Origin of the sequence: Halomonas sp. BN3-1, assembly GCF_003056325.1 — a bacterium.
GTDB lineage: Bacteria > Pseudomonadota > Gammaproteobacteria > Pseudomonadales > Halomonadaceae > Halomonas > Halomonas litopenaei.
The window spans coordinates 45,333-59,788 of the sequence record NZ_PYVV01000001.1; the positions used below are offsets into that span (position 1 = coordinate 45,333).

The 14,456-nt window shown below is 64.9% G+C and carries 11 protein-coding genes; 6 read left to right on the forward strand and 5 right to left on the reverse strand.

The window, feature by feature from the left end; translation table 11 throughout:
- Positions 1-98 precede the first annotated feature (98 nt).
- The 5 genes from C9F12_RS00200 (at position 99) to C9F12_RS00220 (ending at position 7,430) form a co-directional block, all read left to right on the forward strand.
- Positions 99-1,076, forward strand: coding sequence for a TAXI family TRAP transporter solute-binding subunit (locus tag C9F12_RS00200; protein WP_108447603.1), 978 nt, complete (start codon positions 99-101; stop codon positions 1,074-1,076).
- Positions 1,077-1,305: 229 nt separating this feature from the next.
- Positions 1,306-3,360, forward strand: coding sequence for a TRAP transporter fused permease subunit (locus C9F12_RS00205; RefSeq protein WP_108447954.1), 2,055 nt, complete (start codon positions 1,306-1,308; stop codon positions 3,358-3,360).
- Positions 3,361-3,637: 277 nt separating this feature from the next.
- A complete protein-coding gene (locus tag C9F12_RS00210; RefSeq protein ID WP_205254604.1) occupies positions 3,638-4,201 on the forward strand; it encodes an RNA polymerase sigma factor in 564 nt (187 codons plus the stop codon).
- 206 nt (positions 4,202-4,407) lie between these two features.
- Entirely contained in the window at positions 4,408-6,342 is a 1,935-nt protein-coding gene (locus tag C9F12_RS00215; protein WP_162816341.1) for a VWA domain-containing protein, read from the forward strand.
- 53 nt (positions 6,343-6,395) lie between these two features.
- Positions 6,396-7,430, forward strand: a complete 1,035-nt coding sequence (locus tag C9F12_RS00220; RefSeq protein WP_108447605.1) for a CHAD domain-containing protein — start codon at positions 6,396-6,398, stop codon at positions 7,428-7,430.
- Positions 7,431-7,492: 62 nt separating this feature from the next.
- Here the strand turns inward: C9F12_RS00220 and C9F12_RS00225 are convergent, their stop codons facing one another.
- The 5 genes from C9F12_RS00225 to C9F12_RS00245 form a co-directional block, all read right to left on the reverse strand.
- Complete coding sequence (locus tag C9F12_RS00225; RefSeq protein ID WP_108447606.1) at positions 7,493-8,227, reverse strand: ParA family protein; 735 nt, start codon at positions 8,225-8,227, stop codon at positions 7,493-7,495.
- A 235-nt stretch (positions 8,228-8,462) separates the two neighbouring features.
- Positions 8,463-8,762 (reverse strand): YqjK-like family protein, encoded by a 300-nt coding sequence (locus C9F12_RS00230; RefSeq protein ID WP_045993311.1) that lies wholly within the window; start codon positions 8,760-8,762, stop codon positions 8,463-8,465.
- 38 nt (positions 8,763-8,800) lie between these two features.
- A complete protein-coding gene (locus C9F12_RS00235) occupies positions 8,801-9,217 on the reverse strand; it encodes a phage holin family protein (RefSeq protein ID WP_045993310.1) in 417 nt (138 codons plus the stop codon).
- Positions 9,217-9,606 carry a YqjD family protein gene (locus C9F12_RS00240; protein WP_045993309.1) on the reverse strand — a complete coding sequence of 130 codons (390 nt, stop codon included), beginning with the start codon at positions 9,604-9,606 and terminating at the stop codon, positions 9,217-9,219. Before C9F12_RS00240 ends, C9F12_RS00235 begins: the two co-directional genes overlap by 1 nt.
- Positions 9,607-9,742: 136 nt before the next feature.
- The gene (locus C9F12_RS00245; RefSeq protein WP_108132605.1) at positions 9,743-10,867 is read right to left on the reverse strand and encodes a phospholipase A; all 1,125 of its coding nucleotides are present in this window, start codon (positions 10,865-10,867) and stop codon (positions 9,743-9,745) included.
- Between the two features lie 151 nt (positions 10,868-11,018).
- On the opposite strand from C9F12_RS00245, the gene mscK reads away from it, so the two are divergent.
- Complete coding sequence (gene mscK, locus C9F12_RS00250; protein ID WP_108447607.1) at positions 11,019-14,453, forward strand: mechanosensitive channel MscK; 3,435 nt, start codon at positions 11,019-11,021, stop codon at positions 14,451-14,453.
- Positions 14,454-14,456: the final 3 nt, after the last annotated feature.

Consider the following 14,456-nt stretch of genomic DNA (forward strand, 5'->3'; position numbering starts at 1 on the left):
GGGATTCGGGGAGGCTCGGCTTCCGAGCAGAGACTCCCCGCTCCACGAGCCCATCGAGAGGCTTGGCAGTAACAATCACAACGCCAAGGAGCAACGCCATGAAATCCCAAACCCTTCTTTTCAGTGCAGTGATCGCCGCGGTGGCGGCGAGTCCGAGCATGGCCGCCGACGACCAGAGTGACTGGCCCCAGAGTGTCACCATCGGCACCGGTAGCCAGGGCGCTACCTACTACATCTACGGCAGCGGCTGGGGCAACCTGGTAGGTGAGCGCACCGGCATCTCGTTCGGCGCCGAGGTCACCGGTGGCCCGGTGCAGAACGTCACCATGGTGCAGATGGGCGAGCACGAGTTCGGCATGGTCACCATGGGACCGGCCTATCAGGCCTGGCAGGGTAACAGCAAGCTGGCACCGGGGGTCGAGCACACCGACGTGCGCGCGGTCTTCCCGATGTACCAGACGGCGCTGCAGGTGATCGCGCTCAAGGACTCGGGCATCGATTCCATCGATGACCTCGACGGCAAGACCGTCGGTATCGGGCCGGCCGGTGGTACCGGTGATCTGTATTTCCCGCAGATCTTCGACAAGCTCGGGATCGAGGCAGATACCCGCAACGGCGGCGCTGCCGACCAGGCCGGTCAGGTCCAGGATGGCCTGCTCGATGCGTTCGCCTTCGCCTCGGGGATTCCGGTATCGGCGTTCAGTCAGCTGGAAGCCCAGGCCGACGTCAACATCTTCTCGTTCTCGCCGGAGGAGAGTGAGCAGTTCCTCGAGGACTTCCCGGCACTCAGCGCCTCGTCGATCCCGGCCAGCGCCTATCAGTCGCTGGACGAGCCGACACCGGCGGTGTCGATCTGGAACTTCGCCATCACCCACAAGGACATGCCGGAGGGACTGGTCTACGAGGTCACCAAGGCCGTGATGGAAGAGCATGAGCGCATGCTCAAGGTCCATGGCTCGGCCAAGGAGACGCTGCCGGAAAACTTCTCCCAGAACAGCTTCATGCCCTGGCATCCGGGCGCCGTGCGCTGGTTCGAGGAGAACGGCTACGACATCCCGGACGATCTGGAAGGCTGAAGTGCTATGGCGCCGGCCGTCTGAGACGGTCGGCCCTTGAAGCTCGTGAGCCGGGGTCCGCCAGGGCCTCGGCCCTCGTGACCTGAGGTACAGCGAGATGACAACGACAAGACAACCGGAGCCCGCCGACGAGGTGGCTCCGCTTCAGACGGTGGTGGCGGATGGCGCCGACGAGCTGCCCCGTGCCCACAACGAGCGCGTCCTCGGCGGGCTGGTCGGCAGGACAGTGATGCTCGGCTGCGTGCTGTTTACCGCGATGCACCTCTACGCGCTGAATATCGCACCGATCGAGACCTGGACCTTTCGCATTCTGCACATCGCCGGTGGACTGATGGTCGGCTTCGCCATCACCGCAGCGATGTCGGTGGACCCTGAAGGCGGGGCCGGCAAGGGCTCAAGGCCAGCAGGACTCGAGCGAATCGCTGCACTGATCACGGCACTCGCCAGTGGCTACGCGGGCGCCTGCGCGCTGGCCCTGTGGGGGCTTAGTGAAGGCCCTGGTGTGGCGGTGACCAACTGGCTGCCGCTGCATCTGGCGGTGGCGCTGGCGATCGCCAGCGTGGCGGGGGTGGTATCGAGCTGGTGCTTTCCCAGTCGTGGTGATCGCATTCACTGGCCGGATCTGGCGCTGATGGTATCGGCGCTGGTGGTGGCGGCCTTTCTGATCTTCGTACTGGGACGCTGGCGCATGGCGGCGGGCACTCCGCTGGTGGGCACGCCTGAACTGCTGGTCTCGGCCAGTGGGGTGCTGTTGATCATGGAGCTGACCCGGCGTATCGCCGGTCTGGCGCTGATCGCCATCACCAGTGTCTTCCTGCTCTACGCCTTTGCCGGGCCCTACCTGCCGGGCATCCTCGAACATGACGGCTACACGGCCAAGCGCTTCTTCACCTACTTGTACACCGACAGCGGGGTGCTGGGGCCGACCACCGCGGTGTCGTCCACCTACATCATCCTGTTCATCACCTTCGCCGCCTTTCTGCAGGCCTCCAAGGTCGGGGACTACTTCGTCAACTTCGCCTTCGCCGTGGCCGGGCGTTCGCGCGGTGGCCCGGCCAAGGTGGCGGTGTTCGCCTCGGGGCTGATGGGCATGATCAACGGCACCTCGGCGGGCAATGTGGTGGCCACCGGCTCGCTGACCATCCCGTTGATGAAGCGGGTGGGCTACCATCCGCTCAGCGCGGGCGGCATCGAAGCGGCAGCTTCCACCGGTGGCCAGATCGTGCCGCCGATCATGGGCGCCGGCGCCTTTATCATGGCCGAGATCACCGGCATCCCCTATACCGAGATCGCCTTCGCCGCGCTGATACCGGCGGCGCTGTACTTCCTCGCCATCTATCTGATGGTGGACCTGGAAGCCCGCCGCGACGGCATGCAGGGTCTGCCCAAGGACCAGTTGCCGCTGGTCACCGAGATGCTCAAGCGGGTCTATCTGTTCCTGCCGATCATCATCCTGATCACCACCCTGTTCATGGGCTATTCGGTGATCCGTGCCGGCACCCTGGCGATGGCCAGCGCCGCCGTGGTGTCCTGGCTGACGCCGCACTGGATGGGGCCCAAGGCCTTGCTGCGGGCGCTGGAACTGGGGGCCCGAATGTCGGTGCCCTTGATCGCAGTGTGCGCCTGTGCCGGCATCATCGTCGGCGTGATCTCGCTGACCGGCGTCGGTGCGCGCTTTGCCTCCATGCTGCTGGGGCTGGCCGACACCAGCCACTTCCTGGCGCTGTTCTTCGCCATGTGCATCTCGATTCTGCTTGGCATGGGCATGCCGACCACGGCGGCCTACGCGGTGGCGGCGTCGGTGGTGGCGCCGGGGCTTCAGCAGATCGGCATCTCGCCGCTGGTGTCACACTTCTTCGTGTTCTACTACGCGGTTCTGTCGGCGATCACGCCACCGGTGGCGCTGGCCGGCTACGCGGCGGCGGCGATCTCCAACACCAATGCGCTGAAGACCGCGGCCACTTCGTTCAAGTTCGGCCTGGCGGCGTTCATCGTGCCCTTCATGTTCTTCTACAGCCCCGAGCTTCTGATGCAGGGGACCTGGTGGGCGATCCTGAGGGTGGCGATCACCGCCGGTATCGGCATCTATCTGCTGGCGGCGGCGCTTCAGGGCTATTTCCTGGCGGCTCCGGCGAATCTGCTCCAGCGTGTGGTGCTTGGGGCAGCCGCCCTGGCGATGATCTCCGGTGGCCTCGTCACCGATCTGATCGGCCTGGGACTGGGCGCGGCGATCTGGGGCGTGCAACGCTGGCGCCACAAGAGCGCCGGTACGCTGCCCTCCTGAGGAGCGCAAGGCAGCAAAGCCAGGACGCCGCGGTACCTGGCGTCCTGGACCTGAGCGCAAGCCCAGGTGGTAAATCGCGGGGGAGGCGGCCTACGGGCCGCCTCTTTTTGTGCTACTACCGTTTGCAGACGTGGAGGCTTCCTGTTCAAGCGATCCCTGTCCGCCACTTTTTTTCTCAGCCGCCCAAGGAATCGGCTACCAGCGACGTCTTTACATGTAGATGCCCCCCTGTGGGCTGATGTGTATTTCCGAGAGCCCGACCGCGAGGAGCGGCCACTTGTCGATTCAAGAGCCCGAAACCCGGGCGCCAACGGATGTAGAACTGGTGAAGGGCGCCGCCGGAGGCGAGCGTGAGGCCTTTGCGTGCCTGCTGTCTCGCCACTACGACCGGCTGTTTGCGCTGGCCTGGCGGCTGACCGGCAGCCGCGCCGAGGCCGAGGATCTGACCCAGGACATCTGCCTGGCCTTGCCGGACAAGCTAATCCGCTTCGACGGGCGCGCCGCCTTTACTACCTGGCTCTATCGGGTCGCGGTCAACGCCGCCCACGATCGTCGCCGGCAGCAGGCCACGCGGCGCAAGGCTGCCGAGGGCTGGGAGGCCTGGGAGCGTGGCCGACACCAGCGCAATCGACAGCGCGACGATGAACAGCGCTGGCTCGCCAGGGCGATGGCGACGCTGTCGACTGAGCTGCGTGACACCGTGGCGCTGTCGCTGGGCGAAGGCATGACCCAGGCGCAGGTGGCCGAGGTGCTGGAGGTTTCAGAGGGTACCGTGGCCTGGCGCATGAGCGAGGTGAAACGACAATTGAGCGCGCTGGCCCAGGCGGAGGAGGGAATATGAGTGATGAGCTGAAGCGCCTCGAACGGGCCCTGTCATCGGCACCCGCGCCGCAGGCGGAGGTGAAGTCCGGGCATCTAAAGGCGGCGCTTGACCGGTTCGATCAACGTCAGGCCGCCGACCAAGAGTCCAGGGCCGAGCCACGTCTCTCGGGGGAAGGTCGCGACGACATCAGGTCGCGGCCGCGTTCACCCCGGAGGGATGCCAGCATGAACCGATCGCTTAGCCACAGCCCGTCACACCGTCGTCCATTGCATCGTCGACCATCAGTGGCTGCCGCCGCCTCGCTGGCGGCGTTGTCACTGGGGATTTACCTGCTGTGGCCCCAGGCCCAGGACTTCGACGCCATGACAGGGCCCGAGCCGAGCCAGGATGCCGAGATGGCCGTCTCGCCACCTCGAACTGCCAGCAAGCCCGAGTCTGCCCCTGAGTCGACCGAGGGCGAACGTCTGGCGATTGTGGCGAGCAAGACAGGACCGGTGGCAGACCAGATGGCCGGTGACATGCCCCTTGATACGGCCGTCGTGACGGCTGTCGAGACGGAAAGCAAGTCTGCGGGGCAGGTCACTCAGTTGGCCGAGGCTCCCAGGCTCTCTGTGTCGCGATCTCCCGCGCTCTCTTCTTCACCATCGACGTCGCTCTCTCCTTCGACATCGATGGAGATGCGCGGCCTGATGCCGAGTCAGGAGGTCGCACGGATAGCGCCCTTGCCGAGCCCGGGACCTTCGGTCCAGATGCCCACCGCCTCCTCGGAAGCCTATCCCGAGTTCGACGCCTCGAGTGTCAGGGTGACCGCCGAGACGCCGGTATCGACCTTCTCGGTGGACGTGGACACGGCAAGCTACGCGGTGGTGCGTTCTTCGCTGATGCAGGGACAGTTGCCGCCGCCCCAGGCGGTGCGCATCGAGGAGATGATCAACTACTTCGGCTACGACTACCCCCAGCCGGACGCCGAGGCCTTTCGCCCGATGGTCGATGTCTTTGCCTCGCCGTGGAATCCCGAGCGTCAGCTGGTGCGCGTGGCGCTGCAGGGCAGGGCGGCCACGCCTGGCCCCCGCTCGCCGGTCAACCTGGTGCTGCTGATCGACACCTCCGGCTCGATGCGCTCGCCAGACAAGCTGCCCTTGCTCAAGCGCTCCATGGCGCTGTTGCTGGGTGAGCTGAATGACGACGACGAGGTCGCCATCGTCACCTACGCCGGCAGCGCCGGGGTGGCACTGGCACCGACTGAGGCATCGAACACAGAGGAGATCATGCAAGCGCTCGAGAGCCTGGCGCCCAGCGGCGGTACCGCCGGCGAAGCCGGCCTGAGCCAGGCCTATCGGCTGGCGGGGCAGATGAACGGCGAGGACGAGACGACCCGGGTGCTGCTGGCCACCGACGGCGATTTCAATCTTGGCCTGAGTGATCCCGAGGCGCTCGAGCGCTTTATCGCCGACCGGCGTGAGGGCGGCGTGTATCTGTCGGTGCTGGGCTTTGGCCGAGGTAATCTCGACGACGCCGTGATGCAGTCGCTGGCCCAGTATGGCAACGGCCAGGCCGCCTATATCGACAGTCTGGCCGAGGCGCAGAAGGTGCTGGTGGACCAACTGGCGGCGTCGCTCGAGCCCATCGCCAACGACGTCAAGGTGCAGGTCGAATTCAATCCGGCGCGGGTGCAGGAGTACCGCTTGATCGGCTACAAGACCCGCGCGCTCAGGCGAGAGGACTTCCGCAACGACCGCGTCGATGCCGGCGACATCGGTGCGGGTCATCAGGTGACGGCGCTCTACGAGATTGCCCCTGTGGGCTCGAGCGCTGCCCTGACCCGGCCATCTCGCTATCAGCAGGGACAGCAAGTGACGGGGGGCCAGCATGACGAGCTGGGGCATGTGGCGCTGCGCTACAAGGTGCCGGGGGAGTCGCAAAGCCGCCTGATCGAGACGCCGATCTCGCCAGGCGTGACGACAGCCGACAGCGAGGCGTCCTTCGCCGCCGCCATCGCAGGCTTCGGCCAGCTGCTGGGTGACGATCGCTACCTGGGCGACTGGGGGTGGGATGAGGCTATCGCGCTGGCCGAGGCCAGCAAGGGCAAGGACCGCTACGGCTATCGCGCCGAGGCGGTACGCCTGATGCGCCTGGCCGGCGGACTGTCGGATCGCTGAGTTTCTGCGCTACGCTTGAATGCATCATCTATTTCTTGTTCAGGAGAGAGTGTATGGCCAAGGCGCTGGGACAACGGCGGCTGGGGACGGTGCTTGAAGCCGTCATCCTTGAGATGCTCGATGAGGCTCGTCAGGCCTATCCGCGCATCCAGGAACCCGAGGACAGCGAAGGGCTGCACGATTTTCGGGTGGCCTTGAGGCGCCTGCGCAGCACCATCAAGGAGTTTGGCGATCAGCCGGGGTTTGCGATCGACAAGGCGTTGTTGCGCCAGTTGACGGCGCTGGCGCGAGCCACCAACGACGCTCGTGACGGTGAGGTGATGCTGGCCTGGCTCGATAGTGTGGCCAAGACGACGGGAGCGCCGGAGCGTGGCGCCATCGGCTGGTGGCGGGAGCGCCTGGCGGCGCAGGTGGAACAGGAGTACGCCTCCATCGACGCCAGTGTGGCGGGGTTTCCGCTGCTCGACACCCGCCTGCGCGAGGCTGCCGGCAAGGCCGCTCTCAAGGACAAGGGCAAAGACAAGGACAGCAAGAAGAAGGACAAGAACAAGGACAAGAAAAAAGGCAGCAACAAGGCCGGCAAGGAGCCTCGGTTTGGTGACGCCTCGGCCCAGGTGCTGGCCCGGCTTGGTGAGGGCTGGCTTGAGGAGCTCGCCGCGGTAAAAGGGCGCGAGGAAGAAGAGACGCTGCACCGTCCGCGTATCACCGGCAAGCGGCTGCGCTACCTGCTGCGTCCCTGGCGGGAACAGGGCGAGGTCTTCGCCGAGCTCGAGGAAGAGCTGAAGACCTTTCAGGATGCCTTTGGCGATCTCCACGACGACCTGGTGAGGGGCGACGTGCTGACCACGGCGGCGCTCTTGCATACCGAGGAAGAAACCCTGGATCGCCTGGAGGCAGCGCTCGAGCAGGCCTCACCCAGGGCCACCGCGCCTCGCCATCTACGCGGCTTCATGCTGCTGCACGCGCACCACGAGGCGCAGACAGAGCAGAACCTCAAGCGGGTGCAGGCGCTATGTCGCAAGCCGCGCCTGGAGCGTCTCGAGGCCCGGATCAATGAGGCCGTGACACTGATGAAGGCTCCGCAATAGCGCTGAAAAAGACCCAGGGCGGCCCTGAGGGCGCGCCCGAGAACAAGCCTCGGGCCGTTCAGTCAGGCCACGCGCTGTTCGATCTCTTTCCACAGGCTGGCGTAGGCGCGGCACGCTGGGGTATAGGGGGCAAAGTGGCGTACTGGGGCGCGCTCAAGCCCCATGCGCTCGACCGCACTGGCCGCCGGGATGACGCTGGACAGCCGCAGCGGCCAGCGCTTGCCGAAGCTTTCCATCACCTCGCGATGCATGGTGCGGCGACGATCGGCCAGGGTGATGAAGGGCCACAGCGGGCAGACCAGATCCTGGTCGTCGAGGAAGGTCTCGAGTTGCTCCAGAGTGCGTAGCGAAAGGGTGGAAGGCACCACCGGCACCAGCAGGGCGTCGACGCTGGTGAACATGTTCTCGGACATGTGGGATAGCGTCGGTGGGCAGTCGAGGATGACCAGATCGTACTCGTCGCGTACCTTGCCGAGGATCTGACGCAGATGACTGGAGCCATGATGCTCGAGCAGCTGGTCCATCTCGCGGGAGTCCAGCGAGGCCGGCAGCACATCGAGGCCATCCACGTTGGTCGAGCGGATGACCTTGTTGAAGGCCGCCTTGCCTTTGACCAGCTTCTCGACGCCACCGCGGATCTTGGGCTTGATCTTCAGATAGAACGTCGTTGCCGCCTGGGGATCCAGGTCCCACAGCAGCACCCTGTGGCCACAGGCGGCGGCTTCGCAGGCTAGATTGACCGCCGACGCCGTCTTGCCCACGCCCCCCTTGATGCTGTAAAGCGACAACATCCGCATCGCAATTCGCCCCGTGAATTTGATGAACTAGAACAACGACTTTAGCACAGCTTTGTGCAGTGAATGGCGTTGTTCGCCAGGGGATATTGACGTTGTTTTGTATACGGTCTTGGTAGTCGCTGCAACAACAACCTTTCTTGATTGAAGTTCTGGGCGCTGAAGGTCTGGGCGCTGAAGGTCTGGGCGCAGAGGGGCTGGGCGCAGAGGGGCCGGACAGTGAGGGGGCGGTGTCCTGTCAGCGCTTGACCAGGCGCCTGACGCGCTGGATGGCGAGACCGGTCACCACCAGCTTGCGACCCCAGCGAGCCAGTCGGCCGGGGTGGCGCAGCACGGGAATCAGCGCCGTGCCGGCGGCAAGCAGGGCCGGCGTGCGATAGCGACTAAGCGCCTGCCAGCCGGCGTCGATGCGCTCTCCGGCAAGATGGAAACGGCGCGAGGCCAGCAGGATGTCCAGCCGCTGCTGTTCGATGGTGGCCTCGAGTTCGGCCTTGCGCTCGGCGCGAGAGGGGCTCGCACGGCGGTCATCGCGGCTCATGGCATTGCTCCCTGACGTGTCGGCAGAAAGATGGCGGCTCATCGACGATGTGGCTCATCGACGTCGGGCCGCATCGATTCTTCGGCAAGCTCTCGATCCAGGGCCAGGTGCTTCAAGGTGCTGACCAGCAGCGTGCGACGACGTGCCAGGCGCATCGCCGCCAGGGCCAGCCCGACGCCTCCTGCCAGAAGCACCGCCGCGCATACGGCGATGGCGGTAAGCCGGAAGGAGTTCCAGAACAGGACCACGACGAAGGCCGTCAGGGTGGCGATGCCGAGCATCAACAGCACCATGCTCAGCCCCAGCAAAAGGGCCAGGGTTACCAGTCGAGCGCGTTCTTCCTCGAGTTCCAGAACGGCGAGACGCAGGCGCGTCTCGCCGGTGGCGATCAAGGTCGAGAGGACCCGCTTGCCCGCCCCGAATAGCCGTTGTGCCGGTCCTTGGCTGTCTGCCATCAGCGCCGCCCGATCAGCATACCGACGATGCAGCCGACGGCAGCACCGATGCCGATGCTCTTCCAGGGGTTGTCGTGGACGTAGCGATCACAGGCATCGACCTGGTCGGTGACGCTGTCGCGGGTCTGACGGTAGACGCGCTCTCCAGTGGCTTCGAGGCGAGCACGGGTATCCTTCAGTCGTGCCTCTGCCTTGCTGCGCCATTCCTTGACGGTCTCGCTGGAGTCGTCGGCGGTGGCGCTCAGCAGGTCTTCGAGGGTGCTCGACAGCTGCTTGAGGTCGTCCCTGAGTTGCTCGGTGGAGGCGCTGGAGCTGCTGGTGTCCGCGTCGCTTGCAGCGCTCTTGGCGTTGGACTTGCTAGCGGTGGTGCTGGAGCTTCGTGTAGCCATCGTGTCTTCCTTTGACGCAGGTGGATTAACGGTACCAAAGATGAATCTTTACCCGTTCATGCTCGCATCAGAATAGCAGTCACGGCAATGGCCGGCGGCCGACTGTGCAAAGAAGCACAATTGGCCGCCGCCGGCATCACGGATTGAAGCCGCCCGCCGAGAACAGCGGGTTCATGCTGAAGCCGATACCCAGGCGATTGACGCGCTCGTCGTAGTCGATAAGGCTCTCGCCGTAGCCATAGTAGTACTGCACGTGCCCACGCACCTTGCCGAACAGCGGCCAGGAGTAGTCGAGCTGGGTGCCGTAGTTGCCTTCGTCGGGGTTGCCGCGCATCAGCAGGCTGGCTTCGTGAGTGTCGAACATCTGCCGGGCCACGGTGACGTCGGCATAACCCACGTAGTCCTCGATGTCGGGGTTGTCGTCATCACTATCGTCTTCCGGGATGCGCCAGAACGGCGAGACTGCCAGCGCCCACTCGTCGTTGATCCAGGAAGTGGTGCCGATGACCCGGTTCCAGCTGCGTGACAGCGGGTCCGAGCGGCCATTGGACTGGTGATTGAGCGAGATGCGGTTGTTGACGTTGGTCCAGCCCCACAGGGTGGTGTCGTTCTGGAAGTCGATGAAGAACTCAGGCTCGTAGTTGGTCTCGCGAAACGGCGAGGACTCGTCGCTGTTGTAGGCCTGCCACCAGCTCTTCTGGGTGTAGGCGAAGTAGAGGTCGGCGTTGTCGAACAGCACGTCCTCGGCGATGTTGAACTTGGCACTGAACTGAAACTTGAGTTCGGTGTTGTCCATGTCAGCATCGTCTTCACCGGCACGAAAGGCGCCGGAATTCGGGTTGGTGTTGTAGCTGATCGGCAGGATGTAGTTGCGCCGGTGGGTGGTGATCGAGAACGGGTTGCTCTCGGACTCCTGCTCTAGCTGACGACGCTCCTCGACGGTCTCCTCGATGGGCTTGCCCGAGGCACGTGCAACGATCTCCTCGGAGGCGGGCAGACCGGTGGTGTCGGGGGCTTCGGCGTTGACCGTCGATGAAGTGCCGGCGCTACTGACGGCCACGGCCTGTGCACCCTCGCGCTGGGCCTCGTCATCGTCGAGTTCATTTTCCAGCTTGGCGAGCTCAGCCTTCAGGGCCTCGATACGCGCCTCCTTGGCCGCGCGCTCGGCGTCGGTCAGGCCGCCGTCGGCGACGGCCTGTCCACTGATGGCAAGCGCCAGCAGGGAAGGGAACAGGGAGGAACGGACGGCGGGGCGGGTCATAGGGTGAATCCATTCGACAGGTGGAGGCGTTGTTCTACCATGGCGGCGCAGCGAGTCAACTTCGTGGAAGAATCTTGCACTGGATTGCCATACTGACACACTGGGTTGAGAATCTCGCCTCCTCCACGCTGCGACAGGAAGTTCTCTTAAGATGCCCAGCTCGCCTTCTTCGTTGTTCCGAATACTCCCCCTCTTGCTGGTGTTGCTGCTGTCTCTGCTGTCGGTATCTGCGGTGGTGGCCCAGGAAGCGCCCGAGAAGAGGCTGCCGGACAAGCAAGAGCTGCAGTCGCGCCTTGACGAGCGCGTCGCCAATGCCAGCGATCCGCCAAGCGCCACGGCGCAGGAAGAGATCGATGCGCTGTCAGAGGCGATCGATGCGGTGGAGAAATTGGCCGAGGTCGAGCGTGACCTGGAGAGTCTAGAGCGGCGTATCGAGGAGGCACCCGAACGGCTGGCGGCGCTTGAGGAAGCGCTGCGCCAGAGTGAAGAAGGCGAGTCGCACAATCTAGCTGAGCTCGAGGGGCTGAAGATGCCGGCCGTCGAGCAGCGCCTGAGCGACGCCACCCGAGTGCTGCAGTCGACCCAGGATACCCTGACCAGTGTGCAGAGCCAGTTGCTGGGGGCCCAGACGCTGCCGGAGCGGGCGCAACAGGCCATCACCGAGGCCAATCGGGAGATGGATGAGGCGAGGGTCAAGCTCGAAGACCTCAATCGTCGTGACGTGCCGGAAGATGCCCCCTTGCGGGTGGCGGCGCGGGCGCGCCAGGCTCTGGCCGAGGCTCAGCTCGAGCTGCACCAGCGTCAGCTCAATACCAATACACGTATGCGTGAGGTGCTGCAGCAGCGCCTCGCGCTGTTGAAACTGGAGGCGGCAAGCGAGGAGGCCTGGGTCTCCGCGCTGCAGGGTCGGCTCGATCGACTGCGCCGCGAGCAGACCGAGCGGGCCATCGCCGAGGCGGTACGCGATGAGCCAGAGGCCATCTCACGGCATCCGGTGATTCAGGCGGCCCAGACCACCAACCGTCAGCTCTCCAAGGACTTGCTCAACGCCACCTCGCGAGCCAACGATCTGGTGCGTGACGGACTCGAAGTGCGTCGCCAGCTCGAACGGGTGCGTCGCCTGCAGCAGGGGCTGACCCAGAACATCGAGGCGGTGCGCGGCAGTGTACTGTTGTCGCGCATCCTGCGTGAGCAGCGAGGATCGCTGCCCGAAGTGCAGCCACGGCCGGGCCTGCGTGACGAGATCGCCGATGTACGCCTGGCGCAGTTCGAACTCGACAGCGAACGCGACGCCTTGCGCTCCCCGGAGGCACTGGCAAGGGAGGTGTTGGCGCAGGCCGAGGTGGACGAGCCCGAGCCCCTGGTGGAGCCGCTGGTGCAACTGTTCAATTCTCGGCGTGAGCTGATCAGCCAGCTAGAGCCCACCTACGGTCAGATCCTCACGGCTGCCATCGATATGCAGCTCAACCAGCAGCAGTTGCTCGACATCAGTGCGCAGTTGCGCACCAGCATCGACGAACAGCTGTTCTGGGTGGCTAACGCCAGGCCCATCGATCTCGGCTGGCTGATGAAGATCCCCCAGAACCTGATGATGGAGTGGCGGGAAGGCGAGTGGCGCCAGATCCTGCCTCACAACTGGCGCTGGCCGGGGCCTGGTGCCTGGGTAGCGGTCCCGGTACTGCTGGTGGTGTTGCTGCTGCTGGCGCTCAGGCGCGCGATCATGCGTCGCCTGGTCACCCTGCACGACCAGATCGGTCGACTTCGCTACGATTCTCAGCTGCATACGCCCAAGGCGGTGGCATTGAACGCCCTGGTGGCCGCACCGGGACCGCTGTGCCTGGTGGCCTTCGGCCTGCTGTTGACCCTCGGTGGCTCCGAGGTGGCAGCGGATGTCGGCTACTCGGTACTGCAGCTTTCACTGGCCTGGGGCGTGGTCGCCTGGTCGCGTCGCCTGCTGGTCAGCGACGGCGTGGCGACACGTCATTTCCACTGGCCGGTCAAGTACGTGGGCAAACTGCGCTGGTGGCTCTTGTGGCTTGGCGTCAGCATGGCGCCGGTGCTGCTGATCGCGCCGCTTGCCAGGGACGCTGCGGTGACCTTCAACCAGCGCCCGCTGGGGCTCGGACTGTTGCTGCTGGGTCTGATTGGGATGAGCGTGGCGCTCAGCAAGCTGATCATGGCCCACACCCCCTTCTTCGGGGTGAAGCTCTTTCGTCTGGTGCTGGGGCTGGCGCTGGCGATGGTGCCGGTGGTGCTGGGTGGTGCCGTGCTTTATGGCTACGTCTACTCGGCGTTGAGTCTGGTCAGCCGCTTCGTGATCTCGTTGTACCTGCTGGGCGTGTGGATCCTGGTCGAGGCAGCGGTGGTCCGCGGATTGGCGGTGGCTGCCCGACGCCTGGCCTATCGTCGTGCGCTGGCTCGCCGGCGAGCCCTGGCCCAGGACGACAACGACCGTGGCCTCGATATCGTCGAAGAGCCGCCGCTGGATATGGAGCAGGTCAACCAGCAGTCGCTGAGGCTGTCCAAGCTGCTGCTGACCATCGGCTTCGCCGCCTTGCTGTATCTGGTCTGGACCGATTTCCTCGGGGTCATCGGCTACCTCGATAACGTCACCCTGGTGGAAGGCGCCACCGGAGAGGGTGGCGAGGCGCTTGAGGACAACCTGAGTGTCGGCGACGTGCTGGTGGCCTTGTTCATCGCCGGGGTGACCATGATGCTGGCGCGCAACCTGCCGGGTCTGCTCGAGGTGATGGTGCTGTCGCGCCTGGAGCTCAAGCAGGGCAGCGCCTACGCCATCAGTTCGCTGTTGTCCTACACCATCGTCGGCACCGGTACGGTGATGACCCTGGGCGCACTCGGGGTGTCATGGGCCAAGTTGCAGTGGCTGGTAGCGGCGCTTGGCGTGGGTCTCGGTTTCGGTCTTCAGGAGATCTTTGCCAACTTCATCTCGGGTCTGATCATCCTGTTCGAGCGGCCTGTACGCATCGGTGACACCATTACCCTGGGCAACCTCACCGGCACGGTGAGCCGGATTCGTATCCGCGCGACCACGGTGACCGACTTCGATCGCAAGGAGATCATCATCCCCAACAAGACCTTCGTCACCGACCAGCTGATCAACTGGTCACTGTCGGACAGCGTGACGCGGGTGACGTTGAAGTACGGGGTCAGCCACGACGCCGATCGCAGCCTGGTGCATCGCCTGCTAGAGCAGGCCGCCGAGGAGAACGAGCGGGTGCTGTCCGATCCACCCCCGGAGATCTACTTCATGGCCTACACCGCCAGCACCATGGAGTACGAACTGCGCATCTACGTGAATGCCCTGGGGGATCGACTGCTGGCCACCGACGAGCTCAACGGCCGCATCGGCGACATGTTCTCCGAGCATGGCATCCGTATCGCCTTTGACCAGCTCGATGTGCACATCCGCCGCTCGGGGCAGCGCGACGTGTGGAAGGGCGTGCATCGGGTCAAGAGCGACCCTCAGGAAGGCCACCCGCCCCCCGGGGCAAAGGGTGACCCGGGTGACGTCGGTATCGGGGATGGCGGCGGCAGCGATGGGGGCGGAGACGCCGGCGGGCGCTGAGGG

Coding starts and splice junctions, on each gene's coding strand:
- C9F12_RS00245 (WP_108132605.1), bottom strand. CDS start 10,867: ATGACCCGCCCCGCCGTCCGTTCCTCCCTGTTCCCTTCCCTGCTGGCG.
- mscK (WP_108447607.1), top strand. CDS start 11,019: ATGCCCAGCTCGCCTTCTTCGTTGTTCCGAATACTCCCCCTCTTGCTG.
- C9F12_RS00215 (WP_162816341.1), top strand. CDS start 4,408: ATGAACCGATCGCTTAGCCACAGCCCGTCACACCGTCGTCCATTGCAT.
- C9F12_RS00225 (WP_108447606.1), bottom strand. CDS start 8,227: ATGCGGATGTTGTCGCTTTACAGCATCAAGGGGGGCGTGGGCAAGACG.
- C9F12_RS00240 (WP_045993309.1), bottom strand. CDS start 9,606: ATGGCTACACGAAGCTCCAGCACCACCGCTAGCAAGTCCAACGCCAAG.
- C9F12_RS00205 (WP_108447954.1), top strand. CDS start 1,306: ATGCTCGGCTGCGTGCTGTTTACCGCGATGCACCTCTACGCGCTGAAT.
- C9F12_RS00220 (WP_108447605.1), top strand. CDS start 6,396: ATGGCCAAGGCGCTGGGACAACGGCGGCTGGGGACGGTGCTTGAAGCC.
- C9F12_RS00235 (WP_045993310.1), bottom strand. CDS start 9,217: ATGGCAGACAGCCAAGGACCGGCACAACGGCTATTCGGGGCGGGCAAG.
- C9F12_RS00230 (WP_045993311.1), bottom strand. CDS start 8,762: ATGAGCCGCGATGACCGCCGTGCGAGCCCCTCTCGCGCCGAGCGCAAG.
- C9F12_RS00200 (WP_108447603.1), top strand. CDS start 99: ATGAAATCCCAAACCCTTCTTTTCAGTGCAGTGATCGCCGCGGTGGCG.